Below are 24,188 nucleotides of genomic sequence, written 5' to 3'. Positions count from 1 at the left end.
TGGGATCGGCTGTTCGGCTGGCCGCACGGAGCCACTTCGAGGTGACGAGGTCGGGGGATGCTCGGAGCCTGGTTCCCGGGCTGTCGTGATGCCGAGCGGTCCCAGGATGGGTGCTGGGCTCGCTTGGACTCGGTGCTGGGCGTGGCCCATGCCATGGCGCATCGCGCGCTGACTGCGGCGTTCGTCGGGAGGCGATGGTCGTCGTGCACCGCCACTCGCACGTAGGGCGGGCGAGTCTTTCGCGCCAGGGGACAGTGGCTTCGCAAGGAGCTTGGGGGCGGTATCGATGGGGGAGCCGCTGCCTCCGGCGTTTCCATCAAATGAAACGGGGGTGACCCAGACTTGCGTCTGGAGCACCCCCGTGGGGACCGCTTCGGGTGCGGCGGCTACATGGCTCCCGCGCCGGGCATGTCTCCCAGGCCTCGGATGAGGACCTCTCGCGGCTTGGCTCCGTCCGCAGCCCCCACGATTCCGTCTCGCTCCATCCGCTCAATCATGCGCGCCGCTCGGTTGTAGCCGATGCGCATCTTTCGCTGGAGCATCGAGATGGACACCGAGCGCATCTCGCTGACCGCCGCGAGCGCCTGGTCGTAGAGCTCGTCGGACAGCTCGTCCTCCTCGCCTCCGCCCTCCACGTCCTCGTCGCGCGGCTTGAGGATGGACTCGTCGTAGACGGGCTTGCCCTGCGCGCGGAGGTGGTCCACCGCCTTCTTGATTTCGTTCTCCGACACGAAGGCGCCGTGCACGCGCTGCAGGTGCGCGCTCGTGGGCGGCATGATGAGCATGTCGCCCATGCCGAGCAGCGCCTCCGCGCCCACCGTACCCAGAATCGTCATCGAGTCCGGCTTCGAGCGCAGCATGAAGCTGATGCGCGTGGGGAAGTTCGCCTTGATGATGCCGGTGACGACGTCCGTGGACGGGCGCTGGGTGGCGACCATCAGGTGGATGCCGGCCGCGCGCGCCATCTGAGCGAGCCGCGCCACGTAGGTCTCCACCTCGCGGCTGGCGACCATCATCAGGTCCGCCAACTCGTCGATGATGACCACGATGTACGGCAGCTTCTTCAGCTCCTTCTTCTCCGGCGTCGCAGCGGAGGCATCCGTCGCGGGGGCGACGTGCAGCGCTCCGTCCTCCTCGAACTCCGCGTCGACCTCGGACGGGTCGGCGGACATCACCGCCTCGCGCAGATCTTCCTCATCCTCGCGCGGTGCCGCCACGCCCATTCCCTCGCTGGAGATGCCCGCGGGGACGGGCTGCTCGGCGCCCTCCACGTCGAGCACCAGCATCTTCTTGGGCTTGCCCTTCTTCGCGGGCTCGGGCGAGAGCGCGGCCTTCACCTCCGAGGCGCTGCTCTCCACCAGCTTGTTGTAGCCGGCGATGTTGCGCACGCCTGCCTCGGACAGGAGCTGGTAGCGGCGCTCCATCTCCTCCACGGCCCAGCGCAGCGCGAGCGCCGCCTTCTTCGGATCCGTCACCACGGGCAGGAGCAGGTGCGGGATGCCCTCGTAGACGGACAACTCCAGCATCTTCGGGTCCACCATGATGAAGCGGACCTCCTCGGGCGTGGCCTTGAGGAGGATGCTCATGATCATGGAGTTCACCGCCACGGACTTACCCGAGCCGGTGGTGCCTGCGATGAGCAGGTGGGGCGCCTTCGCGAGGTCGAAGACGTAGGGCATGCCCTCGATGTCCTTGCCCACGCACATGGTGAGCTTGCTCGTCCCCTTCTGGAAGGTGTCCTGCTCGGCGATCTCCTTGAGGAAGACCGTCTCGCGGTCGCGGTTGGGGACCTCGATGCCCACCACGCCCTTGCCGGGGATGGGCGCGACGATGCGCACGCGCATGGCCTCCATCGCCATGGCGAGGTCGTCCTGGAGCGCGGCGATCTTGCTGACCTTGATGCCCGGGCCCGGGAGGAACTCGTACATGGTGACGACAGGGCCGGGGCGGATCTCCACCACCTCGCCCACGATGCCGAAGTCCGCCAGCTTCGCGCGCAGCTTCTCCGCCGTGACGAGGAAGGCGTCCTTGTCGAGCGCCGAGCGCTCCTTCTTGTCGCACTCGAGCACGTCGAGCGGCGGCAGCGAGAAGCTCTTGCGGTCTCCGATGAACTCGAACTGATCCTGGTTCTTGCGCGGTGCCGTGGGCTTGGGCGGGGCCTTGGGCTCCACGATGAGCGGCATGCGCGCCAGCTCCGACTTCGGCGCCGGCACGATGGCTCCCGCCGTGGGCGCGGCGGCCTGCGGCAGCTGCGGCTCCGCGACCATGGGCGCGACTGGCGCGGGGGCGGCAGGCGGCGGCGTGGAAGCAGCCGTGGGCGCGGTGACGATCTGCGGACCCTTGCGGCCTTTGCGAGGCGGCTCGCCAGCGTCGGTCGCAACGGGGTTCGGCTGCGGCGCGAGGAACGACGCGGCCCACGCGGGGTCGGCACCCGGGGCAGGGCGCTTCTCCACCGGACGGGTCTCGACCGGGGGCGTGGACAGCTCGGCGTCCGTCTCCTCGGGCGAGTCCTCGCCTCGGCCGAGCTTCTTCTCCAGCTTGGCGCGCTCGCGGCCCTCCTTGAGTGCCTGCTTCGCGGCGGCGGCCTGCTCCTTCTCGGACTGACGCGCGAGGCGCACGGCCTCCTCGGCCATGGCCTCGGCCTCGGCGGCCTCTGCTTCTTCGACCAGACGCTCGGCCTCGGCGAGTTCCTCTTCGTCCGCTTCAATCTGCGCGAGGAAGGCCGCCTCCTCCAGCTTCTCCTGCGCCACGCGCTCCTGGCGCTCCTTGTACGCAACCTTCTGGGCCTCCCAGAAGGTGTGGCTGGACTCGGCGATGCGGCGGCCGAGGACGCTCATCCCGGCCCACACGAGCGAGCACAGCTTGAAGAACGTGTACTGCGTGCCGACGATGAGGGCCGCGGCGCTCACCGCCGTCACGATGATGACGGTGCCCACGGTGGAGAAGAGGCCCTCCATCACGCCGCCCAGGCCCGCGCCCAGCGCTCCGCCCGGGGGATGCGCCCAGCCCGGGTCCTTGGCGAAGAGGAGCTGCGCGAGCACCGCCACGCTGCAGGTGAGCAGTGCCAGCGAGATGATCTGCGGCAGCCGCTTGCGGTCCCGATTGCCCACGAAGAGCACGACGGCGGCGTAGAGGCCGGCGAGGGGGACCAGATAGGCGCACACGCCCAGCATCCCGCGGAGCGTCTCGGCGATGAGGTGCCCCATGGGGCCCACCGCGTTGCGGAAGCCGGGGCCCACGCGGTCGTGCGCGTCGAACGTCGCGACCGACAGGAGGGAGAGCAGCGAGCCGGTCAGGAGGACGACTCCCACCAGGGCGCGCCTGGCGGGACTTCCGCCCCCGGAAGCCTTCATCCGCTTGTCTTGCAGCGCGCGTTTGCGCGTCGCGATTTCCTGGCGGGACAGGACCGCCTTCTCCGCCCGTCCGCCCTTCTTGGCCGCAGTCATGTCCCCGTTCCCTCTGCGCGATTCCAGCCGCGTAGCGGGCTGTAGCAATGCCCGCCGCGAGTGTAGGGAGAGAGGGGGGGCGGTCAATTTTCCAGCAGTTGCCGCGCGCGCCTCCCCAGCGGCCTACATTTCGGCTGCGCCCTCCGGGGGAGAGGGTATGGTGCCGCTCGCAAGGAGAATGCCTACATGTCCAACCACCTGGACAAGCCGTCGAACACCGAAGACGAGTACTTCGCCCGCGAGGAGATCGAGGCCAAGCGCAAGCTGGCGCTCCAGCAGGCCACGGCGCTTGCCGCCCGTCAGCGCGAGGAACTCAAGGCGCTGCATTACATGAAGTGCCCCAAGTGCGGCATGGACCTGCAGACGCTGAAGCAGGGCAACGTGGAGCTGGAGAGCTGCTTCAACTGCCACGGCGTCTGGCTGGACGCGGGCGAGCTGGACCAGCTCATCGCGCAGCACGGGCACGAGGGAAGCGGCAAGGTGATGGGCGCCATCCTCAACCTCTTCAAGAAGAAGTAGTCGCCCCCAGGGGACGCGAGTCATGGCCCTCACGCTCGAGCAGGTGCGCCACGTGGCCACGCTGGCGCGGCTCACGCTGACGCCGGAGGAGGAGCAGCGCTACGCCACGCAGCTGTCCGCCGTATTGGACGCGGTGGCGCAGTTGCAGTCGCTCGACGTGAGCCAGGTGGAGCCCACCTCGCATGCCACGCTCGCGTCCTCGCTCTTGCGCGAGGACGTGATGCGGCCGTCGCTGCCGCCCGAGAAGGCGCTGGCGAACGCGCCGGCGAGCGTGGGGACCTGCTTCTCCGTCCCGAAGATTCTGGAGTAGCCCGCCATGTCGCAGCCGCTCACGGACCTGACGATGCTGGAGCTGGCGGCGGCGCTGGCGGCCGGGAAGGTCTCCTCGGTGGAGGCCACCCGCGCCAGCCTGGCGCGCATCGCCGAGGTGGACTCGAAGGTGCGCGCGTTCCTTCGCGTGGATGAGGAGGGGGCGCTGCGAGCGGCGGAGGCCAGCGACGCGCGCCGCCGAACCTCGGGGCCCGCCAGCCCGTTGGAGGGAGTGCCGCTCGGCCTCAAGGACATCTTCCTCACGGAGGGGCTGGAGACGACGTGCGGCTCGCGCATCCTGCAGGGCTTCGTCCCGCCGTATGACGCCACCGTCGTGCGGCTCTTGCGCGAGGCGGGACTGCCGCTGCTCGGCAAGCTGAACATGGATGAGTTCGCGATGGGCTCGTCCAACGAGTCCAGCGCCTACTTCCCCACGCACAACCCTTGGGACCTGACGCGCACGCCGGGCGGCTCGTCGGGTGGCTCGGCCGCGGCGGTGGCGGCGCGCGAGGTGTTCGGCGCGCTGGGCACGGACACGGGTGGCTCCATCCGCCAGCCGGCCGCGCTCACGAACACCGTGGGGCTCAAGCCCACGTATGGCCGGGTGTCGCGCTTCGGCGTCATCGCGTTCGCTTCGTCGCTGGACCAGGTGGGGCCGATGACGCGCTCCGTGGCGGATGCCGCGGCGCTGCTGCAAGTGATTGCGCGCCACGACCCGCGGGACTCCACGTCCGCCCAGGTGGAGACGCCGGACTACCTGGCGGACCTGGAGGGCGGGGGGCGCGGCCTCAAGCTGGGCGTGCCGCGCGAATACTTCACCGAGGGCATGGACCCCGAGGTGGAGGCGAGCGTGCTCGCCGCGCTGAAGGAGTACGAGCGGCTGGGCGCGACGTTGGTGGACGTGTCGCTGCCACACACGTCCCATGCGCTGGCCACGTACTACCTGCTCGCGCCCGCCGAGGCGTCCAGCAACCTGGCTCGCTACGACGGCGTGCGCTACGGCCTGCGCGCCAAGGACGTCCGCGGGCTCCAAGAGCTGTATGGACTGACGCGAGGGCAGGGCTTCGGCGCCGAGGTGAAGCGCCGCATCATGCTGGGGACGTACGCACTGTCCGCTGGCTACTACGACGCCTACTACCTGCGCGCACAGAAGGTCCGCACCCTCATCCGCGAGGACTTCACGCGCGCCTTCCAGCAGGTGGACGCCATCCTGTCCCCGACCTCGCCCGTGCCGGCCTTCCGGCTCGGAGAGAAGGTGGATGACCCGCTGTCGATGTACCTCACGGACATCCTCACCCTGCCGTGCAACCTCGCGGGCCTGCCCGGCCTGTCAGTGCCCTGTGGCTTCACGAAGGCGGGGCTGCCGGTGGGCCTCCAGGTGCTGGGCCGCCCCTTCGACGAAGCGGGGGTGCTGCGAATCGGCCGGGCCTTCGAGCGCGAGCACGACTTCTTCCGCCGGACCCCGCCATGCCCCTGAGTGACTTCCAGCCGGTGATTGGCCTCGAGGTGCACGCGCAGCTGCTGACGCAGTCGAAGATTTTCTGCGGCTGCTCCACCGCGTTTGGCGCCGAACCCAACCATCACACGTGTCCCGTGTGTCTGGGCATGCCCGGTGTGCTGCCGGTGCTCAACCAGCGCGTGGTCGAGTTCGCGGTGCGCACGGGGCTCGCGCTCGAGTGCACGGTGAAGGGCACGAGCGTGTGGAGCCGGAAGAACTACTTCTATCCGGACCTGCCCAAGGGCTACCAAATCACGCAGTTCGATCAGCCCATCTGCGAGTGGGGCCGGCTGGTCATCGACACGCCCGCGGGTGAGAAGGGGGTGCGCGTGCGGCGCATCCACATGGAGGAGGACGCGGGCAAGAGCGTGCATGACGCGACGGCGTCCGCGGGCCAGAGCCTGGTGGACCTGAACCGCGCGGGCGTGCCCCTGCTGGAGATCGTCAGCGAGCCGGACCTGCGCGACGCCGACGAGGCGGTGGAGTACCTCAAGTCGCTGCGCGACGTGCTGATGTACCTGGGCGTCAACGACGGCAACCTGGAGGAAGGCAGCTTCCGCTGTGACGCCAACGTGTCGGTGATGCCCAAGGGCTCCACCGTCTATGGGCAGCGCTGCGAGCTGAAGAACCTCAACTCGTTCCGCTTCCTCAAGCAGGCCATCGACTACGAGATTGCCCGGCAGGTGGACGTCATCGAGTCCGGCGGCAAGGTGTCGCAAGAGACGCGCCTGTGGGACGTGAACAAGGGCGTCACGCGTTCGATGCGCTCGAAGGAAGAGGCGCACGACTACCGCTACTTCCCGGAGCCCGACTTGCCGCCGCTGCATGTGGCGGACGCGCTCATCGAGGGGACGCGCGGCGCGTTGCCCGAGCTGCCCCGGGCGAAGCGGCAGCGCTTCATGTCGCAGTACGGCCTGCCCGCCTACGACGCGAAGATCCTCACGTCCGAGCGCCCGCTGGCGGACTTCTTCGAGGCATGCGCGCCGCATGCGCCGGATGCGAAGAAGCTCTCCAACTGGTTCCTCGGCGAGCTGAGCCGGCTGCTGAAGGAGGAGGGGACGACCGTGTCCTCCGTGCGCTTCACGCCGGCGCAGCTCGGTGAGCTGCTGGGCGCGGTGGAGCAGGGGGCGGTGTCCATCAACGCCGCGAAGGACGTCTTCGGCGAGATGTTCCGCACTGGCGCGGCGCCCGCGGAGATCATCGCGAGCAAGGGACTCGCTCAGGTGAGCGACGTGGGCGCGGTGGAGGCGGTGGTGGACGAGGTGCTCGCGAAGAGCGCGTCCGAGGTGGAGAAGTACCGGGCGGGGAAGAAGAATATGTATGGCTTCTTCGTGGGCCAGGTGATGAAGGCCATGAAGGGCAAGGGCAACCCCACCCTCGTCAACGAGCTGCTGAAGAAGAAGCTCGGAGACTAGCGCCCCGAGGGATGCTCTCTCGGGGCACGCCGTCGCGGGGCTACTTCAAGAAGCCCAGCTCGCGCAGGCGCTGCTTGAGGAACGCGTCCGCGGTGATGGGCGGGTGGCGCGCGGGGTTGTCCGGCGTCTCCATGCTGGGCAGCGGCTTGAGGCTGCATTCCGAGTACGGGTGCACGAAGAAGGGCATCGAGTAGCGCACGGTGTCCTCCGCGGGGCTCGGCGGATTGACGACCCGGTGCGTGGTGGCGGGGATGACGTTGTTCGTCACGCGGCTGAGCATGTCGCCCGAGTCCACGACAATCTGCCCGCGCAGCGTGTCCACGGGGATCCACTCGCCATCGCGGGTGAGCAGCTCCAGTCCGCCCGAGGTCCCCTCGCACAGCAGCGTGATGAAGTTGATGTCCTCGTGCTCGGCGGCGCGCACGGCGCCGGGGATGAAGCGGTCCTTGAGCGGCGGATAGTGGATGACCCGCAGCACCGAGTTGCCGTCCACGGTCATGTCGCTGAAGGTGGTGCGCGGCAGCTCGAAGTACTCGGCCAGCGCCTGGAGCATCACCGTCGCGGCGCCATCCAGCTCGCGGTAGAGCGAGAGGGTGTGCTCGCGGAAGGAGGGCACTTCCTTCGGCCACACGTTGGCGCCGTAGTCCGCCAGGTACGGGTGGCCCGCGTCGAGCTCACGGCCCACGTGCCAGAACTCCTTCAGGTCGCCCACCTTGCGGTTCTTGGCGTGCTCCTGGCCAAAGGCCATGAAGCCGCGCTGGCCGGGGCGCTCGGGGACGGCGTAGCGGGTCTTCACGTCCTCGGGGAGCTGGAAGAACTTCTCCACGTCCGAGTACGTGCGGCGGATGAGCCCGTCCTCGATGCCGTGGCCTTCGACGGTGACGAAGCCGAACTCCTTGATGGCGTCGCCAAAGACCTGGACGAAGCGCGCCCGCTCCTGCGGCGTTCCGGAGCGATAGTGGGACAGGTTCACGGTAGGGATGCGTCGTGCGGAGCGGGACATGGCCGCACACTCTAGCCTCGTGACACCTTCCCGACACAGGCCCGTCTTGTGCCGGACCCCCACCCGGGACTTGAGGCCTGGGCTCAGCCGCACTTTGCGACATCTGCCCTGCCCGCCCAGTGGCCCCTGGCTCCGTCGCTCCCCAGATTGAACGGATAGGCCGGGGGAACAGACATGGCCGAGGTGGTGAGCAGCGACCGCGCGTGTGCGGCGTGCGGCTGGCGACACGGGTTGGACACGTCATGTGACACCCTGGTGCGGCCAGAGGGCGAGCGAGGCGCAGGAACGCCCCGGGAGCCCGTGCTCCCCGAGGCGGATCCGTTGTTGGGCACCCAGCTTGGGAGCTTCCGGCTGACACGTCGCGTTGGGCGCGGCGGGATGGGGTCCGTGTACCTGGGGGAGCACGTCTCCATTGGCAGCCGGGTGGCGGTGAAGGTGCTGCACGAGCACCTGGCCCGCTATCCGGAGCTGGTGTCGCGCTTCCACGCGGAGGCGCGGGCGGTGAATCTGATCGGCCACGAGAACATCGTCAGCATCTTCGACCTGAACGCGCAGCCGCCGCGCCCATACCTCATCATGGAGTACCTGGAGGGTGCGCCCCTGTCCGCGTGGGTGGGCACGCCCTTGCCGTGCGCGGCGGTGGTGCCGGTGCTGGCGCAGGTCTGTGATGCGCTGCACGCGGCCCACGCGCGGGGAATCGTCCACCGCGACCTCAAGCCGGACAACGTCTTCATGGCGCGACGAGGGCGGGGGACGCCGTTCGTGAAGGTGTTGGACTTCGGCATCGCCAAGCTGGCGGACGCGGGTGGCCCGGAGACGCACGCGGGCATCATCGTGGGCACGCCGGAGTACATGGCACCGGAGCAGGCCTCCAGCCGGCGGTTGGATGGGCGCGCGGACCTGTACTCGCTGGGGGTCATCGCGTACCAACTCGTCACGGGGCAGTTGCCCTTTCCGGACGAGGGGCTCGCGGCCCAGCTCGTGGCCCATCAGGTGCGGTCTCCCCCGTCTCCGCGCGAGCTGTGTCCCAGCGTCCCCATCGCGCTGGAGCGGGTCATCCTGCGCACGCTGGCCAAGGCCCCCGAGGATCGCTACCCCACGGCCTCCGCCTTGCGCGCGGCCTTGCAGCAGGCGCTCTCCGACGCGGGACCGCCCGCCGCGCGGCCCTCCCAGGCGATTCCCTCCGCACCGCCCGCGCAGCCTCGTCCATCGCCTGCCCAGGCCCCTGGGGCGTTCTCGGATGGCCCCGCGCGAGCGCGCCCGCCCCTGCCTGTGCTGCGTGGTGTGTCCGGGCCGGCGTCGCCGCTGGCGGGCTTGATGGCGGCGCGAGATGCCTCCCTGGTGCCCTGGAACAAGCCCGAGGAGGCCCAGGCAATGGCCTCCACGCCCGCGCGGGCCCGGGCCACGGAGATGTCGCTGCGGGTGGTGCTGCGCCCTGGGGAGACCCCCATGGTGCTGACGGGCTCGGACCTGTCGCGGGGCGGGTTGTTCCTCCACACGGGTGGGGCGCTGCCGGCGATGTTCTCGCGGGTGGAGGTGCTGCTGCCGCTGGGGGGCGAGCCGGTTCCGGTGCTGTGCGAGGTGGTGCGCCACGTGTCCTCGGAGCAGGCGCGAGCGTGGAGCATGCCGCCGGGATTCGGAGTCCAGTTCACCGCGCCCTCGCCGGGGCTGCGGGCTGGAGTGGAGCGGCTCCTGAGGGGAGACGAGTCAGGCCCCGCGCTCCAGTTGCCCGGGGACGATGGCGATGCGGACCGCGTGTTGGCGATCCACGAGCGGCGGTTGTCGGGAGACCACTACACCGTGCTGGGGCTCGCCCCGGACGCGGACATGGATGCCACCCGGGCCCGGGCGCGCGGAGCGTGGGCCTCCCTGGAGGCCCTCCGCCATCGGCCGTTGTCGCGCACGCAGCTCACCCGGCTGGCGACCATCCAGACGCGTGTCCGGGAGGCCGGGGAGACCTTGGGGCTGCCGGTCCGGCGGGCGCTGTACGACGCGCGGCTGGGGAACCCCCGAGGCGTGGCGCGCTGCCTGGAAGCCGGGCTGACCGCCACGCAGCTGGAGGCGCTGAGGCGCGAGCACCTGGCCCAGTACCCCCACGCGGCGGGCGCCGCCCGGGTCCACTTCCTCATCGGGAGCGCGCTGGAGCGCGATGGCCAGCTGGCGCGGGCGCTGGAGGCCTATGAGCGCGGGCTGGCGCGTGATCCGCTCGAGTTGGAGCTGCATCAGCGCTACCGCGTCGTCCGGCGGGCCCTGGCCGCGAAGAAGGACGCGAAGGGCGAAAATGAAGAAGCCCGACCCCCTGGACAGGGAGCCGGGCTTCGCAAGCCCACGGGGTGAGCTTGGGGCGAGACTAGCTGCCGCTGTCGACGATGCCCTTGCAGGCGTCGCTCAGGTCCTTGAGCTTGGTCGTGCACGCCACGAGCTTCAGCGTGTAGGCATCCTGCTCAGAGGCCTTGCACACGCCCAGATCGTTGGTGCAGTCGATGAACGCCTGGAGCTTGTCCTTGTCGGAGTCCGAGCACTTGTCGAGGTTCGTCTTACAAGAGTCCTTCTCCGCCTGGGTGGGCTCCTGGTAGTCGTGGTGGAGCATGCTGCACTCCTTGGTGTTGTCGGCGAAGTCCTTGCCCGCGTCCTCGGACTTGTCGCAGAGGTTGCCACCACAGCCCACGAGCATCGCCGCCGCAGCCAGACCCATCAGGATGTTCTTCATGATGTTATGTTCCCCCTCGTTTCGAGGTGCAGGTGTTAAACGGGGGCGCATCCTACTGATCGGGCGGACGGTTTCCAGCTTCCTTTCCTTTCCTGGATCACGGAATGTGGGTGTCGGGGCGGGATGATCCGCCATCAGTCTTGACTCCCCACCTTGTTTCTCGTAAGTCCCGCCGTCCTTTAGCGCGCCGGGCGGTCCGCCGTCCGAAATGCGCGTTGGAATCCACGGGTTGACCCAAACCCGAAGCTGACAGGGGTTCGACGATGTACGCAGTCATTCGCACGGGCGGGAAGCAGTACCGCGTCGCCGAGGGCGATGTGCTCCGGATCGAGAAGATCGCGGGCGACATCGGCGCCGAGGTCACCTTCAACGAGATCCTCATGCTGGGCGGCTCCGAGTCCCCCAAGGTGGGGAAGCCGACGGTGTCGGGCGCCAAGGTCGTGGGCAAGGTCCTTGCCCAGGACAAGCACCGCCGCGTCCTCCATTTCCGCAAGGAGAAGGAGGGTTGGACGCGCCGCCGCGGCCACCGTCAGCCGTACACCGAGGTGAAGGTCACCTCCATCTCCGGCTAGTCCGGTCCACTTTCGCTGTAGGCAATTTCAGGAGCAGGTGTCATGGCCCATAAAAAGGGACAGGGTTCTTCGCGCAACGGGCGTGATTCCAACCCGCAGTACCGTGGCGTGAAGGTGTATGGCGGCGAGGCTGTTTCCGCCGGCAGCATCCTGGTTCGCCAGGTCGGCACGGTCATCCACGCCGGTACGAACGTGAAGCTCGGTCGCGACTTCACGCTGTACTCGGTGGTGGACGGCGTCGTGAAGTACGAGCGCCTTGGCCGCGACAAGAAGAAGGTCTCGGTCTACCCGGCCGAGCAGCCGAGCGCCTAGGTGGTTGCTCCGGGGCCTCGGCTCCGGACTCACCAGGCCGTCATGAGCGGGTCGCTCCCAGTCCAACCGTCCTCTTCGGCGGTTGGATTTGAGGGCGGCCCGCTTTGCGTTTCCAGGAGGATTCTCCCGCCATGAAGTTCGTTGACGAGGTTCGCATCTTTGTGAAGGCCGGGGACGGCGGCAACGGCTCCGTCTCCTTCCGGCGGGAGAAGTACATCGAGCGCGGAGGGCCCAACGGGGGCGACGGCGGCAATGGTGGCTCCGTCATCTTCGTGGCGGATCCGCAGCTCACCACGCTGCTCGACTACCGGTACCAGCAGCACCACCGGGCGAAGAACGGCGAGCACGGGATGGGCAACGACTGCAACGGTCGGGCGTCCGAGGACATGATCCTCAAGGTTCCCGTGGGCACGCTGATCCGCGACGAGCACACCGGGGAGCTGCTCAAGGACCTGAGCGAGCCCGGCGAGCAGTTCGTCGCGGCGCAGGGTGGCCGAGGCGGCCTGGGCAACATGAACTTCGCCACCTCCACCCGGCAGACGCCGCGCTTCGCCCAGGAAGGCACGAAGGGCGAGGAGCACACGCTGCGCCTGGAGCTGAAGCTGCTGGCGGACGTGGGGCTTCTGGGCTTCCCCAACGCGGGCAAGAGCACGTTCATCTCTCGCGTGAGCCGCGCTCGGCCGAAGATCGCGGACTATCCCTTCACCACGCTCGTGCCGAACCTGGGCATGGTCCAGTACAAGGATCACCTGTCCTTCGTGATGGCGGACATCCCCGGCATCATCGAGGGGGCCAGCGAGGGCGTGGGCCTGGGGCACCAGTTCCTCCGGCACGTGGAGCGGTGCAAGGTGCTGGTGCACCTCATCGACATGGGCGTGGAGGGCGAGGGCCGCTCGCCGCTGCACGACTTCGACGTCCTCAACGAGGAGCTGGCGAAGTACAGCGCGGAGCTGTCCTCGAAGCCCCAGGTCGTGGCCGCCAACAAGTTGGATCTCCCGGATGCGCAGGCGCGCCTGGCGGAGTTCACCGAGGCCCTCCGTGCGCGCGGCATCCGCGTGTATCCGGTGTCGTGCGCCACGGGTGAGGGGATGCAGTCCCTGATGGACTCGGTGGCCGAGGTGCTCTTCACGGGACGGACGGACAAGCTCCACGTCGAGCCGCCGCCCCAGGCGAAGTCCACGCGCAAGCCCAACCCGAGCGCGAAGCCCGCCGCGAAGAAGGCGAGCGCTGCGTCCGAGGCGAAGCCGTCGACCACGAAGTCGCCCGCCAAGAAGATGCCTGCCGCGAAGACGGCACCGGTGAAGAAGGCCGGCGCGAAGAAGCCTGCGGCCAAGGCGCCGGTGAAGAAGGCCGGCGCGAAGAAGCCTGTGGCCAAGGCGCCGGTGAAGAAGGTCGCCGCGAAGAAGGCCTCGGCCAAGGCTGCGCTGAAGAAGGCGCCCGCGAAGAAGGCCGCGGCGAAGAAGACACCCGCGAAGAAGGCCGCGGCGAAGAAGACGCCCGTGAAGAAGGCCGCGGCGAAGAAGGCCACCCGGTCTCGGTCTGGCGGGAGGCGCTGATCCGATGTCGGGTGGTGGATCTCGATACGAGCGCTTCGAACGTGAGCCCCTCGCCGCCGAGCAGTTCCTGCTCGATGTGCGCAAGGAGAAGATCGACCGCGTCGTCAGTCAGCGCACGCGCAACTTCACGGTGGTGCTCGACCGACTCGAGGACAGCTTCAACATGGCCGCGGTGCTCCGCACCTGCGAGTCCATGGGCGTCCAAGAGGTCCACGTCGTCATCAACCCCGAGGCGCCGTTCCTGCCCAACTCCCGCGTGGCCCAAGGCTGCGACAAGTGGCTGGACGTGCACCAGTACAAGTCGTTCGGCGAGTGCCGCGAGCACCTCAAGGCTCGCGGCTTCAGCATCTACGCCTCGGCCCTTCGCGAGGGCGCGACCAGCCTCTACAGCCTGCGCTTCGACACGAAGTTCGCCATGGTGTTCGGCAACGAGCGCCAGGGCGTGAGCGACGACGTGCTCGCCGCCGTGGACGGGACGTTCTGGGTGCCCATGCGCGGGTTCAGCCAGAGCCTCAACATCTCCGCGGCTGCCTCGGCGTGCGTCAGCCGGGCGATCGCCTGGCGGGATGAGCACCTGGGGGCCTCGGGTGACCTGCCCGCCGAGGATGCGGCGGCGCTGCGAGACCGCTTCTACCAACTGGCCATCAAGCAGCGGAAGCGGCTGTTCAAGGCCACGCAACGGTGAATGCCGCACCCCCGGCCCGCGTCGGGATGCGCTAGATGGTCGCTGGCGGGGACCGTTGCCCCCGCCTCTCGGAGGCCGCACGCCATGCTGCTGGAATCCCTGCTCGTCTCGCTCCTCGCCGCGCCCCCGACGGCCGCCACGACCCCTGCGGCACCGCAGCCCCCCGCGGCCGTGGCCGATGCGAAGGCCGGCGCGACGGTGGCCACGCCGATGGATGCGGGCACCCCGGCCACTCCCGCGGCTCGCCCCGCCCCGAAGATGGCCCCCGAGGTGAAGTCGCTCGTGGACCGCATGCAGGCGTTCTACGAGAAGACGGGCGACTTCAAGGCCAACTTCAAGCAGGACTACAAGTACAAGGCCTTCCGCCGCACGCAGACTTCCACGGGCACGGTCACCTACAAGAAGCCGGGGCTGATGCGCTGGGAGTACCTGGTGCCCTCGGAGCGCACGTTCGTGCTCGCGGGCAACAAGGTGTACTCGTACGAGCCTGCCGCGCAGACGCTCACCGTGGCGGCGATCGACACCAGCCAGCTCTCCGCGTCGGTGACGTTCCTCTTCGGGCAGGGCAAGTTGGCCGACGAGTTCGCCATCACCAAGGGCGAGTGCAAGGACTGCAAGGGCACGCTGCTGGTGTTGGATCCGCTCAAGACCGAGCCGCGCTTCCGGCAGGTCCGCTTGGAGGTAGACCCCGCTACGGCGCAGGTCCTCAAGAGCACCGTGGTGGATCCGGATGGCAGCGAGAACACCGTCGCGTTCCTCGACCTGAAGACGAACGTGGGCGTGTCCGCGGACAGCTTCAAGCTGAACCCTCCCGAGGGCACGCGCGTGGACGACTTCACCAAGGCCGCGAAGAAGCCTTAGGGAGGGAGTAGGTTCGGCGCATGCGACGTTCGCTGTTCGCGATGCTCCTGTTGAGCGGCGCGGCGTGCCAGCACGCACCCGCCGCGCCCCCGCGTCCCACCAGCCTGAACGGTCAGACGCTGCCGTTGCTCGCCTCGCCGGCGCTGCGCCTCACCGTGGCGGGGCGACTGAGTGGACGCTCCGTACCCGTGGTGCTGGATGTGTCTCGGCCCCTCTCCATGGTGTCGGTGGGCTGCTTCGACGGGGGCCTTCCCGAGGCGCGAGGCACGGCGCGCGTGCCTGAGCCCTCGGGGGGCTTTCGTGCGTGGCCGGAGATTCCCGCGCCGCCGCTCACCATGGGCGCCATCACTCCTCCGCTGCGCACCGTGACGTTGTCCGGGGAGAAGGCGTGCGCGGTGACGCTGGGGCAGGACGCGCTCGCGCCCTATGCCCTCACGGTGGATCCGCTGCTCCGCGAGGTGACCTTCTCCGCGACGCGGCCCCTCGCGACCCATGAAGCGGAGGTGCGTGGCAGCAGCACCGCGCAGGAGGTTCGCGTGCTGGAGCTGAGCCGAGAGCCCGTGGGCGACTGGCCCCTGCTCGCGGCGCGTGTGACGCAGGGCGAGGCGAGCCTCACCGGGCCCTTCGTGCTGGGGACTCGCGAGCCCTTCTCGCGCCTCGCGGTGGAGCCTGCGATGGGCGTGGGTCTGCAGCCGCTGGAGACCGCGGCGGGACTGCCCCCTCGGACCTTCGCGGTGGATGCGATGGACGTGGCGGAAGGGTTGGGCGCGCGCCCGCTGGTGCTGGAGGCCGCGGGGCGCTGGTCCTCGCAGAGCAGCCTGGGTCGTCTGGGGCCGGACGTGTGGGGCCGCTTCTCGGCGACGGTGGACGCGCAGGGCGGGGCGCTGGTGCTGCGCCGTCCGCGCGTGCGCGCGCCCGAGGGCGGCGGACGACAGCAGTGCGCCGATGCGAGCGGCGCGTTCAGCGAGGAGGCCTGCTACGGCTTCTTCGTGCGCCGCGAGCCTGACCAGGGCGTGGCCATCTCTGGCGCGGTGTACCGCGACGTGCCCGAGGGCGTGCGGTTGTACGCGGAGCCGCTGGGCGAGGACGGCAAGCGCCTGGAGACGGGCTGCCAGGTGGGGCTGAGCTTCCCCACCACGAGCCGCGGCGCGAACACGCAGCACCGCCTGCCGTGGCCCTCGCTGGCGCAGTCCCTGCCCGCGTGCCACGCGGCCCTGGGCGCGGCGCGCGGGTATGCGCTGTCGCTGGTGGAGGAGGGCCGTCAGCCCGAGTGCCCCACCACCTGCGCCTTCGTCACCGAGACGGCCTCCCGCCGCACGGCGTGCGAGTGCCAGCCCACTCCGCTGGGCGAGGGCGTGGCGGCGCCCACAAAAGGTTCGGGCCCGCAGCCGCCTCCCGTCGAGGAGCGCGAGCTGGAGCCCGAGGATCCACGCTAGTCGTCGCGACTACTCGGGCCGCGGCTCCGGGGGGCGGACCATTGCCTTCGCCGGCACGGGCGCGGGGTGCGCCTCACGGGCGATGTGCTCCCGCTGCTTGGGGTCCGGGCGCTCCACCACGCGCGCCACCAGGTCGTAGTCGTGCGCCTCCGTCACCTCCACGGTGACGAACTCGCCCGGGTACGCCAGGCCGTCGTTGATGTAGACCTGCCCGTCGATTTCCGGGGCCTGGCCCTCGTGGCGGCCCACCAGCAGGTGCTCGGACTCCGCGCTGGGGCCCTCGACGAGCACCGTCAGCCGCTGCCCGATGAGCTGCTTGTTCTGCTCGCGGTTGATGCGCTTCTGGATGGCCATCACCTCGCGCCAGCGGCGCTCGATGGTCTTCTGCGGCACCTTGTTCGGCAGGTCGTACGCGGCCGTGTTCTCCTCGTCCGAGTACTGGAAGACGCCGAGCCGCTGGAAGCGCTGCTCCTTCACGAACTCCTTCAGCAGCTCGAAGTCCTCTTCCGTCTCGCCCGGCAGGCCCACGATGAGCGAGGTGCGCATCACCAGGCCCGGCACGCGCGCGCGCAGCTTCGTCAGCAGCTCCTTGAGGAACTGCGAGTTGCGGCCGCGCTTCATGGACAGCAGCAGCTTGTCGCTCGCGTGCTGCACCGGCATGTCCAGGTACTTGGCGATGCGCGGCTCGGTGGCAATCACGTCGATGAGCTCGTCGGGGAACACGCGCGGGTAGGCGTAGTGGAGGCGGATCCACTTCACGTCCACCTTCACCAGCTCCTTGAGCAGCTCGTGCAGCTTGGGCTTCCCCGGCAGATCATGCCCGTACGCCGTGAGGTCCTGCGCGACGAGGTTCAGCTCCTGCACGCCGCTGTCCGCGAGCTGCCGCGCCTCGGCGACGATGTCCGCCACTGGCCGCGAGCGCTGTCCGCCGCGCAGCGTGGGGATGATGCAGAAGGCGCAGGCGTTGTCGCAGCCCTCGGAAATCTTGAGGTACGCCGTGTACTTCGGCATCGAGTTGATGCGCGGCGTGTTCGCGTCGTGGATGTAGTCCGGATCCGGAATGACCTGCCGGGGCGAGGCCTCGGCGGCGAGCAGGTCGCCAATCTGGGCGTAGGCGCTGGTGCCCAGGAAGTGGTCCACCTCGGGCATTTCCTTGGACAGCTCCGCGCCATAGCGCTGGGACAGGCAGCCCGTCACGACGAGCGTCTGGCACGCTCCGGACTTCTTCAGCTCGGCCATCTCCAGGATGGAGTCCACGGACTCCTGCTTGGCGGGCCCGATGAACGCGCACGTGTTGACGACGATGACCTGGGCCGCGGCGGGGTCCTGCACCAGCGAGTAGCCGCGGTTCTTCAGCGTGCCCAGCATCACCTCGGAGTCCACCCGGTTCTTCGGGCAGCCGAGGGTCATCATGTAGAGGCTCTTGGTGTCTTCCACTGCGTCCTACCGCTTTCCGAGTTCGGTCCGCTCGAAGTGGTCTCCACTCCAGGCGAAGTTCATGGTGGCGCCGTTCGAGTAACCGATGGTCAGCGCGCCTTCATCTTCGAGAACCACCGAGCTGGCGCGTCCCAGGGCGCAGGTGGCAACCGGCCACTCGAGCGCCCGCAGCGCCGTCTTCCCGGTCACGACATACAGCGCGACCCGCAGCTCGTCGTCCGAATCGCATTGACCGGCGACGGCATACGGATTCTTCCCGGACACCACGAGGACGATGGGGCGCCCGTCCGGCAGGCTGAGCGTCTCGGGCACGTTGAGGTCCGCCTTGGCGGGGTCCACCGCGCCCGGGGCGACCAGGGGCTTCAGCGTGCTGGGCGTCAGCGGCTCATCCGCCTGCACCCAGGCCGGGTAGCTGAGCAGGTCCCACCCCAGCCAGCCTCCCGCGGCGGACTCCAGCGCGGTGACGGCCTCGGGGGGCTTGAGCTTCAGGTTCTTGCGCAGCTCGTCCGGCAGGCGGAGCGCGTCCCCCACCATGGTCGTGCCGCCCTTGCAGTTGGACACCGGCACGGCCTTGCTGCCCACCTGGTCCTGGTCCTCGAAGGTGAGGCACAGCTCCATCACCATCGGGTCGTGCGCGGGGAAGCGGGGCAGGGCGCGCACGGGGATGGCCGCCATGACCATGAGCGTGTCGCCGCGGCGCTGCACGCCCGCGTTCACCAGGTCCTGGGCGAAGCGCGGCGTCCCGCTGTCCGAGCCCGAGGCGCGCTTGCCATCGAACGCGAAGCGGTACGTGTAGCCGGTGGCGGTGGTGCCCGCGCCGGGGAAGAAGAGCGTCAGGTTGAGGACGTCGCCTGCGAGGAGCTGATCATCCGTGGCCTCCACGCCCACGAACAGCATGTCCTTGCGCCAGCCCACCTTGGCCGTGAAGGCCGCCGAGGCGCCCGGGACGGGCTCGGGCTTGATGATGAGCGGGGGGACGAAGTCCTTGAGGCCGGCCTCGAGGCGAGGCGCCTTCTTCAGCGTGGGGACGGGGCGGCTGGCCCGGTCATCCTGCGCCGAGGCGGGCAGGGCGAGCAGCAGCAGGCACAGCGGCGTCAGGACAGTGCGCATGTTCGAAGGTGTCAGTCCCGGAAGTTGGTGAACTGCATGTCCAGCTTCAGGCGGTCCTGCTCGCGGCGGAACAGGGCCATGGCCTCCTGGAGGTCATCCCGGTTCTTGCCGGTGACGCGGAGCTGATCCGCCTGGATGGAGGCCTGCACCTTCAGCTTCGAGTCCTTGAGCAGCTTGATCAGCTCCTTGGACTTCTCCACCGGGATGCCCTGCTGCAGCTTGATGGGCTGCTTCACGTTGTGCAGGCCGGTCTTCTCCACCGTGCCGTACTCCAGCGTGTGCAGGCTGATGCCGCGCTTGGCCAGCCGGGTGAGCAGGACTTCTTTGGCTGCCTGGACGCGGTCCTCACTGTTGGCCTTCACGGTGAGGGAAGTCTGGTCCGGGGCCAGGACGATGTCCGCCTGGGTGCCCTGGAAGTCGTAGCGCGTGCTGAGCTCCTTCTTGGCCTGGTTGACCGCGTTATCGAGCTCGGCGAGGTCGATTTTCGAGACGACGTCGAAGGATGGCATGGGGGGCTTCGCGCGCCCTTACCACACCTACACCCGGACGACCATGGGCAGCACGAGGGGGCGCCGGGCGGTGTACGGTTTGAAGGCGCGCCGCACCGCCCGTGTCAGTTCCTCGCGCACCAGCGCATCGTCGCCCCGGAGCTGGGGGGACAGCTCGGAGAAGAAGGCGCGGGCCTCCTCGGCCACGCGGGGCAGGGCGGCCTGTTCCTCGGCGGACAGTCCCTGGCCGGAGAGCTGCGGCCCGCCGGCAATCTTGAGCGTGTCGCGCTGGATGACGATCACCGCCACCACCAGGCCCGTCTCGGCCAGCCGGGTGCGCTCCAGCAGGGTGTCCGGCGTCACCATGCCCCCGCCGAAGCGGTCCCGGAGGATGCGGCCCGCCGGCACGCTGCCCGTGAAGCGGCCGTGGCCGTCCTCGAAGGTCACCACGTCGCCGTCGTGGGCGAGCAGGAGCCGCGCGGGCTCGAGTCCCGCCTCGCGCGCCGTGGCCAGGTGGCGGTGGAGCATGCGCACCTCGCCGTGCACCGGGATGAAGTGGCGAGGCCGCACGATGTCCAGCACGCGCTTCTGCTGCGGCCGGCTGGCGTGTCCCGAGACGTGCACCCCGGGCTCCACCTGCGCGTAGACGACGCGCGCCCCGCGCCAGTGGAGCTGGTCGATGAGCGCGCCCACCGAGCGCTCGTTGCCGGGGATGGGGCGGGAGCTGAGGATGACCAGGTCGCCGGACTCCAGGCGCAAGGCGCCCTCGTTGCTGGCGAGCTGCGAGAGGCCCGCGCGCGGCTCTCCCTGCGCGCCCGTGGTGAGCACCAGCACCCGGTTGGCGGGGAGCTGCGACACCGAGTCGAGGTGGATGAAGAGCGTGTCTGGGAAGTCCAGGTAGCCCAGCTCGCGGCCCAGCTCCACGTTGCGAATCATGCTGCGGCCCATGAGCGCGACCTTGCGTCCCAGCTTCTCGCAGAGGGTCAGCGCGTGCCGCACGCGGTGGACGTTGGAGGAGAACATCGCCACGACGATGCGGCCGGTGGCCTCGCGGAACAGGCGCTCGAAGGTCTGCTCCACCACGCGCTCGCTGCCCGTCTCCTCCATCACCTCGGAGTTGGTGGAGTCCGACAGCAGGCACAAAACGCCCTCGTCGCCGGCCTCGCCCCAGCGCTCCAGGTCGGTGCGCAGCCCGTCGATGGGGTCGGGATCCAACTTGAAGTCACCCGTGTGGATGACGGTGCCCTCGGGCGTGCGGACGATGTAGCCCACCGCGTCCGGCACGGTGTGCGTGACGCGGCTGGCCTCCACGGTGAACTGGGTGCCCACGGTGAAGGGCGTGCGCGGTTCGATCTCCCGAAAGTCCGCGGCGATGCCCAGCTCGTTGAGCCGCTGGCGCGCCATGGCCAGGGTGAAGCGCGTGCCGTAGACGGGTACGGGCACCTCTCCCAGCAGGAAGGGGAGCGCGCCGACGTGGTCCTCATGGCCGTGCGTGAGCAGGATGCCCTTGAGCTGCGAGGCGTTCTGCTTCAGGTGGGTGAAGTCCGGAATGATGATGTCGACGCCCGGCATCCCCTCCGAGGGGAACATCAGTCCGGCGTCGATGAGCAGCATCTCCCCGCGACAAGCGAGCACCATGGCGTTGAGGCCAATCTCGCCGAGGCCACCCAGGGGTATGACGTGGAGCATGTGGGGGCAGTCTAGGGACTCAGCCCGTGGGGTGCGTGAGAAAGTTCACCCTCCTGGTACGTCCGGCGAGCGGCCCTGCACCCTCGCGCCCGCCCGCCCGCCGTGGGTGCGGCGAAGGCCTACAGCCCATCCTGTCAGCTGACGGGTGCTCGGACCCGGTACGCGTGGGCGACTTGACGCGGTTCAACTAAGGGTTTAGTTCTGTGAGAACTAAATTCTTAGTTGTTCGCGGCCAGGAGGTCTCACCCGTGTCCAAGTCATTGCCCGCCGAGGAGTCGCGGCAGCTCACGCCCGTGGAGCTGGAGCTGATGCACATCGTCTGGAGGTTGGGCGAGGTGAGTGTCGCGGACGTCCTGGCGGCGCTGCCTCCGGAGCGCAAGCTGGCGTACACCTCGGTGTCCACGGTGCTGCGCATCCTGGAGCAGAAGGAGGTGGTGCGCAGCCGCAAGGAGGGGCGCGGCCACCTGTACTCGGCGCTCCTGCCTCGAGAGTCGTACGAGGCGCACAGCGTGCGCCACCTCGTGGACACGCTCTTTGACGGCACGGCGTCCGCGCTCGTGGCGCGCCTGGTGGAAGCCGTGCCGATGTCGGCCGAGGAAGTGGAGCAGCTGCGCAAGCTGCTGGGTCGCAAGGGGACGAAGTCGTGAGCGCGCTGTGGCGTGAGCTGTTCGCGACCTACGCCATCGTGGCGCTGCTCGTCACGTTGGGGCTCGGACTGCTGCGCGCTGGACTGTGGTTGAGCGAGCGAGGCCGGTTGCCGCTCTCCTCACGGCAGGCCTTGCGAGCGGGGCGGCTGACCTTGGCAGTGGCGGTGGGCTTGCCGCTGGCATGTCTGGCATTACGAGGGCTCGTGCCCGTGGGACCGCTGTTTTCCTTTGAGCGGTCCGTCGTGCGGCACACCGCGAGATTGCCTGAGCCCTCGCGCGAGCCTGTTGGCGGCGGTCGCATTGCTCAAGCGCAAGACTCCACGCCGGTGCTCCCCTGGGGTGCTCTGGCGGGGCTCACGGTAGGGATTGGCGTGGCGGGGTGTCTGGTCTGGCGTCTGGCGCAGCAGCGCCGGCTGTTGCGACGACTGGGGTCGTTGCCTCTCGCGCGCAGGGTGGGCCGCGTGGCCATCGCGGTGGATGACTCGGATGGCTCCGCGTACTCCGTCTGGTTTCCCTTTCGTGGAACTCAACCCGGGGCCTGGGTGGTGGTGCCCGCGAGCCTGCTCGTGCAGCCGGAGTCGCTCCGGATGACGGTGCTGCACGAGCTTCAACACCATCGACAGCGTGACACGGTGTTTGCCTATGCCCGCGTCGTGCTCGACAGCGTCTTCTTCTGGAACCCCGCCATGCTCGCCGCGAGCCGGTGGCTGGCCTCGCTGCAGGAAATGGCCTGCGACGAGGCGCTCGTGACGACAGGCAAGGCGCAACCCGGCCCCTATGCCGAGTGCCTGTTGCAGGCCTCGCTCCGCATCCCTCACTCGCGCCCGCTCGCCGCGGGTGTCACCGGAATGTCTCACCCCACCGTCAGGAGGATTCACATGCTGTTCCAGTCGCGTCCCGTTCGTCCCTTCCGCGCCACCGCGCTCGTCGCGAGCGTGGCCCTGGTGCTCACGCCGCTGGCGCTGTGGGCACAGAGCGCCTCGCGTGGCCGAGCCCTGAACCTGGAAGAGGCTCGAGCGCTCGCGAAGTCCTCCGCGCGTGAGGGAGACCTGCCGGTGGTGGTGGACGAGCAGGTATTGGAGAAGCTCAATGCCTTCGTGACGGTGCCCAAGGGGCGCGACTTCATGCGCAAGGCGCTGACCAACCTGGGCCCGCGCCGGGAGACGCTCACCCGCACACTGCGCCAGCATTCGCTGCCCGAGGGGCTCGTGGCGGTGGCGATGGTCGAGTCCGCGGTGAGCAACCTGCCCGAGACGTCCCGCGAGCCGTCGATGGCCCGCGGACCGCGCGGAGCCGGCGTGTGGATGTTCATCGCCGAGACCGCGCGCCAGTACGGCCTCACGGTGGACGCGACGAAGGATGAGCGACTGGACGTGGAGCGCGAGACAGAGGCCGCTGCGGCCCTCTTCACCAGCCTCCATGCGCGGTATGGCGACTGGCGGCTGGCCCTGGCGGCCTACAACCAGGGCGAGGCGCTGGTGGACGGCGTGCTGGCCAAGTCCGGGACGCGCGACGCGAGCGAGCTGGCGCGCACCGGTCGGTTCAACGACTACGTCAGCACCGTGCAGGCCGGGCTCCTCATCCTGCGCAATCCCCACCTGTTGGATTGAGCGAGCGCAGGGCGCGCGCGAACGCCCGTGTTTTCAGCGAGAATGCGGGCGCGGTCGCACGAAGGGGTGGGATGCCATGAAGATCGTCGCGCTCGTCCGTCCCGTGAGTGATGTCTCTTCCGCGGCGGCATTGCTCGCCTCCGCCGCGGGCATGGCGCCCGCCGAGGCCCGCATGCGACTGGCTCCCGAGCCGCCCGCCCTGTTGGCCCGCCTCGCCCCCGACGCCGCGGACACGCTGGTCGCGAAGCTGCGCGGGGCGGGGCTCGCGGCCCTCTCCGTGGACGAGCACTCGGTCGAGGAAGGACGCACGCTGGTGCGCACCGTGACCTTCGCGGACGCCTCGGTGACGTTCTCTCCTCGCTCGGGTCCTTCGCTGGAGATGGCATGGGAGGACGTGGTCGCCATCTTCCGCGGACTCAGTCTGGTCCGGACGCAGAGCGAGCACACGGAGAAGTCGCGTCAGCTCGCTCTCGGCACGGCGCTCGTCACGGGCGGCTTGAAGATGACTCGGACCGCGCAGACCCAGGTCCGCTCGACGGAGGAGGACACGTCCCAGGTCATCTTCGTCTTCGCTCGGGACGGACGTGGCGCGGTGTTGCGCGAGCACGCGTTGGACTTTTCGTGCCTGGGTTCCGCGCTCCAACCGGTGCGCACCGCGAACATGGTGATGCTCACGCGCATGTTGCGGGAGCGCGCGCCTCAGGCCTTCCACGACGAGCGCCTCATGCGGTTGGGCAAGCGGCCCGTGCCGTTCGTCATGGGTGGCTCGGTGCAGGTGACGAGCGGCGGCACTTCGCACTCCCGCGTCAACACGGCGCAAGGCCTGGACTTGCTGGCGGAGGTGATGCGGCTGGGGCTCGCCCAGGGACTGATGCCCTGAGCGAG

General features: G+C 69.3%; 21 protein-coding genes. 14 read left to right on the top strand and 7 right to left on the bottom strand.

What is annotated here, in order from left to right; genetic code table 11:
• Positions 1–386: 386 nt before the first annotated feature.
• Positions 387–3,446 carry a DNA translocase FtsK 4TM domain-containing protein gene (locus JGU66_09340; GenBank protein ID MBJ6760967.1) on the bottom strand — a complete coding sequence of 1,020 codons (3,060 nt, stop codon included), beginning with the start codon at positions 3,444–3,446 and terminating at the stop codon, positions 387–389.
• A gap of 186 nt (positions 3,447–3,632) precedes the next feature.
• Between JGU66_09340 and JGU66_09335 the strand changes: the two genes are divergently transcribed.
• Genes JGU66_09335 through gatB form a run of 4 tightly spaced genes read left to right on the top strand, consistent with a single transcriptional unit; the run spans position 3,633 to position 7,187 of the window.
• On the top strand, positions 3,633–3,965 hold the full coding sequence (locus JGU66_09335) for a zf-TFIIB domain-containing protein (protein ID MBJ6760966.1): 333 nt from the start codon (positions 3,633–3,635) through the stop codon (positions 3,963–3,965).
• 22 nt (positions 3,966–3,987) lie between these two features.
• Entirely contained in the window at positions 3,988–4,275 is a 288-nt protein-coding gene (gatC, locus tag JGU66_09330) for an Asp-tRNA(Asn)/Glu-tRNA(Gln) amidotransferase subunit GatC (protein MBJ6760965.1), read from the top strand.
• Positions 4,276–4,281: 6 nt separating this feature from the next.
• The gene (gene gatA, locus JGU66_09325) at positions 4,282–5,751 is read left to right on the top strand and encodes an Asp-tRNA(Asn)/Glu-tRNA(Gln) amidotransferase subunit GatA (protein MBJ6760964.1); all 1,470 of its coding nucleotides are present in this window, start codon (positions 4,282–4,284) and stop codon (positions 5,749–5,751) included.
• A complete protein-coding gene (gene gatB, locus JGU66_09320; protein ID MBJ6760963.1) occupies positions 5,742–7,187 on the top strand; it encodes an Asp-tRNA(Asn)/Glu-tRNA(Gln) amidotransferase subunit GatB in 1,446 nt (481 codons plus the stop codon). Before gatA ends, gatB begins: the two co-directional genes overlap by 10 nt.
• A 40-nt stretch (positions 7,188–7,227) precedes the next feature.
• Here the strand turns inward: gatB and JGU66_09315 are convergent, their stop codons facing one another.
• The gene (locus JGU66_09315) at positions 7,228–8,190 is read right to left on the bottom strand and encodes an isopenicillin N synthase family oxygenase (protein MBJ6760962.1); all 963 of its coding nucleotides are present in this window, start codon (positions 8,188–8,190) and stop codon (positions 7,228–7,230) included.
• Positions 8,191–8,364: 174 nt separating this feature from the next.
• On the opposite strand from JGU66_09315, the gene JGU66_09310 reads away from it, so the two are divergent.
• Positions 8,365–10,527, top strand: a complete 2,163-nt coding sequence (locus JGU66_09310; protein MBJ6760961.1) for a protein kinase — start codon at positions 8,365–8,367, stop codon at positions 10,525–10,527.
• 13 nt (positions 10,528–10,540) lie between these two features.
• Here the strand turns inward: JGU66_09310 and JGU66_09305 are convergent, their stop codons facing one another.
• Positions 10,541–10,900 carry a hypothetical protein gene (locus tag JGU66_09305; protein MBJ6760960.1) on the bottom strand — a complete coding sequence of 120 codons (360 nt, stop codon included), beginning with the start codon at positions 10,898–10,900 and terminating at the stop codon, positions 10,541–10,543.
• A 263-nt stretch (positions 10,901–11,163) separates the two neighbouring features.
• Here JGU66_09305 and rplU point away from each other — a divergent pair, with 263 nt between their 5' ends.
• The 6 genes from rplU to JGU66_09275 all read left to right on the top strand — a co-directional run bounded on the left by rplU (position 11,164) and on the right by JGU66_09275 (position 16,322).
• Positions 11,164–11,472, top strand: a complete 309-nt coding sequence (rplU, locus tag JGU66_09300; GenBank protein ID MBJ6760959.1) for a 50S ribosomal protein L21 — start codon at positions 11,164–11,166, stop codon at positions 11,470–11,472.
• A 42-nt stretch (positions 11,473–11,514) separates the two neighbouring features.
• The gene (rpmA, locus tag JGU66_09295) at positions 11,515–11,784 is read left to right on the top strand and encodes a 50S ribosomal protein L27 (GenBank protein MBJ6760958.1); all 270 of its coding nucleotides are present in this window, start codon (positions 11,515–11,517) and stop codon (positions 11,782–11,784) included.
• A 131-nt stretch (positions 11,785–11,915) separates the two neighbouring features.
• Entirely contained in the window at positions 11,916–13,340 is a 1,425-nt protein-coding gene (gene obgE, locus JGU66_09290; GenBank protein MBJ6760957.1) for a GTPase ObgE, read from the top strand.
• A 4-nt stretch (positions 13,341–13,344) separates the two neighbouring features.
• The gene (locus tag JGU66_09285; GenBank protein ID MBJ6760956.1) at positions 13,345–14,025 is read left to right on the top strand and encodes an RNA methyltransferase; all 681 of its coding nucleotides are present in this window, start codon (positions 13,345–13,347) and stop codon (positions 14,023–14,025) included.
• An 84-nt stretch (positions 14,026–14,109) separates the two neighbouring features.
• On the top strand, positions 14,110–14,886 hold the full coding sequence (locus tag JGU66_09280) for an outer membrane lipoprotein carrier protein LolA (protein ID MBJ6760955.1): 777 nt from the start codon (positions 14,110–14,112) through the stop codon (positions 14,884–14,886).
• A gap of 20 nt (positions 14,887–14,906) precedes the next feature.
• Entirely contained in the window at positions 14,907–16,322 is a 1,416-nt protein-coding gene (locus tag JGU66_09275) for a hypothetical protein (protein MBJ6760954.1), read from the top strand.
• A 9-nt stretch (positions 16,323–16,331) separates the two neighbouring features.
• Here JGU66_09275 and rimO read toward each other — a convergent pair whose 3' ends face one another.
• From rimO to JGU66_09255, 4 genes are read right to left on the bottom strand one after another with little or no spacing between them, the layout of a single operon-like run.
• Positions 16,332–17,759 (bottom strand): 30S ribosomal protein S12 methylthiotransferase RimO, encoded by a 1,428-nt coding sequence (gene rimO / locus JGU66_09270; GenBank protein ID MBJ6760953.1) that lies wholly within the window; start codon positions 17,757–17,759, stop codon positions 16,332–16,334.
• A gap of 6 nt (positions 17,760–17,765) precedes the next feature.
• The gene (locus JGU66_09265) at positions 17,766–18,869 is read right to left on the bottom strand and encodes a hypothetical protein (GenBank protein MBJ6760952.1); all 1,104 of its coding nucleotides are present in this window, start codon (positions 18,867–18,869) and stop codon (positions 17,766–17,768) included.
• Between the two features lie 11 nt (positions 18,870–18,880).
• Complete coding sequence (locus tag JGU66_09260) at positions 18,881–19,378, bottom strand: YajQ family cyclic di-GMP-binding protein (protein MBJ6760951.1); 498 nt, start codon at positions 19,376–19,378, stop codon at positions 18,881–18,883.
• 27 nt (positions 19,379–19,405) lie between these two features.
• Positions 19,406–21,046: a ribonuclease J gene (locus JGU66_09255; protein ID MBJ6760950.1), complete on the bottom strand. Its 1,641-nt coding sequence runs from the start codon at positions 21,044–21,046 to the stop codon at positions 19,406–19,408.
• A 248-nt stretch (positions 21,047–21,294) separates the two neighbouring features.
• Here JGU66_09255 and JGU66_09250 point away from each other — a divergent pair, with 248 nt between their 5' ends.
• The 3 genes from JGU66_09250 (at position 21,295) to JGU66_09240 (ending at position 24,183) form a co-directional block, all read left to right on the top strand.
• Entirely contained in the window at positions 21,295–21,693 is a 399-nt protein-coding gene (locus tag JGU66_09250) for a BlaI/MecI/CopY family transcriptional regulator (protein ID MBJ6760949.1), read from the top strand.
• Positions 21,690–23,303, top strand: a complete 1,614-nt coding sequence (locus tag JGU66_09245; protein ID MBJ6760948.1) for a transglycosylase SLT domain-containing protein — start codon at positions 21,690–21,692, stop codon at positions 23,301–23,303. The genes JGU66_09250 and JGU66_09245 overlap by 4 nt, the downstream gene beginning before the upstream one ends.
• Before the next feature lie 76 nt (positions 23,304–23,379).
• Positions 23,380–24,183, top strand: a complete 804-nt coding sequence (locus JGU66_09240) for a hypothetical protein (GenBank protein ID MBJ6760947.1) — start codon at positions 23,380–23,382, stop codon at positions 24,181–24,183.
• Positions 24,184–24,188 lie beyond the last annotated feature (5 nt).

The sequence above is a fragment of the Myxococcaceae bacterium JPH2 genome (genome assembly GCA_016458225.1).
In the GTDB taxonomy this organism is placed as follows: Bacteria; Myxococcota; Myxococcia; order Myxococcales; family Myxococcaceae; genus Citreicoccus.
This window is presented reverse-complemented; position numbering and strand designations above follow the sequence as displayed.

Bases quoted from the DNA above. Each gene is read 5' to 3' on its own strand.
- JGU66_09240 (MBJ6760947.1), top strand. From the start codon at position 23,380: ATGAAGATCGTCGCGCTCGTCCGTCCCGTGAGTGATGTCTCTTCCGCG.
- JGU66_09275 (MBJ6760954.1), top strand. From the start codon at position 14,907: ATGCGACGTTCGCTGTTCGCGATGCTCCTGTTGAGCGGCGCGGCGTGC.
- JGU66_09265 (MBJ6760952.1), bottom strand. From the start codon at position 18,869: ATGCGCACTGTCCTGACGCCGCTGTGCCTGCTGCTGCTCGCCCTGCCC.
- JGU66_09285 (MBJ6760956.1), top strand. From the start codon at position 13,345: ATGTCGGGTGGTGGATCTCGATACGAGCGCTTCGAACGTGAGCCCCTC.
- obgE (MBJ6760957.1), top strand. From the start codon at position 11,916: ATGAAGTTCGTTGACGAGGTTCGCATCTTTGTGAAGGCCGGGGACGGC.
- JGU66_09310 (MBJ6760961.1), top strand. From the start codon at position 8,365: ATGGCCGAGGTGGTGAGCAGCGACCGCGCGTGTGCGGCGTGCGGCTGG.
- JGU66_09305 (MBJ6760960.1), bottom strand. From the start codon at position 10,900: ATGAAGAACATCCTGATGGGTCTGGCTGCGGCGGCGATGCTCGTGGGC.
- rpmA (MBJ6760958.1), top strand. From the start codon at position 11,515: ATGGCCCATAAAAAGGGACAGGGTTCTTCGCGCAACGGGCGTGATTCC.
- rplU (MBJ6760959.1), top strand. From the start codon at position 11,164: ATGTACGCAGTCATTCGCACGGGCGGGAAGCAGTACCGCGTCGCCGAG.
- JGU66_09280 (MBJ6760955.1), top strand. From the start codon at position 14,110: ATGCTGCTGGAATCCCTGCTCGTCTCGCTCCTCGCCGCGCCCCCGACG.
- gatB (MBJ6760963.1), top strand. From the start codon at position 5,742: ATGCCCCTGAGTGACTTCCAGCCGGTGATTGGCCTCGAGGTGCACGCG.
- JGU66_09260 (MBJ6760951.1), bottom strand. From the start codon at position 19,378: ATGCCATCCTTCGACGTCGTCTCGAAAATCGACCTCGCCGAGCTCGAT.
- JGU66_09315 (MBJ6760962.1), bottom strand. From the start codon at position 8,190: ATGTCCCGCTCCGCACGACGCATCCCTACCGTGAACCTGTCCCACTAT.
- gatC (MBJ6760965.1), top strand. From the start codon at position 3,988: ATGGCCCTCACGCTCGAGCAGGTGCGCCACGTGGCCACGCTGGCGCGG.
- JGU66_09255 (MBJ6760950.1), bottom strand. From the start codon at position 21,046: ATGCTCCACGTCATACCCCTGGGTGGCCTCGGCGAGATTGGCCTCAAC.
- gatA (MBJ6760964.1), top strand. From the start codon at position 4,282: ATGTCGCAGCCGCTCACGGACCTGACGATGCTGGAGCTGGCGGCGGCG.
- JGU66_09340 (MBJ6760967.1), bottom strand. From the start codon at position 3,446: ATGACTGCGGCCAAGAAGGGCGGACGGGCGGAGAAGGCGGTCCTGTCC.
- JGU66_09335 (MBJ6760966.1), top strand. From the start codon at position 3,633: ATGTCCAACCACCTGGACAAGCCGTCGAACACCGAAGACGAGTACTTC.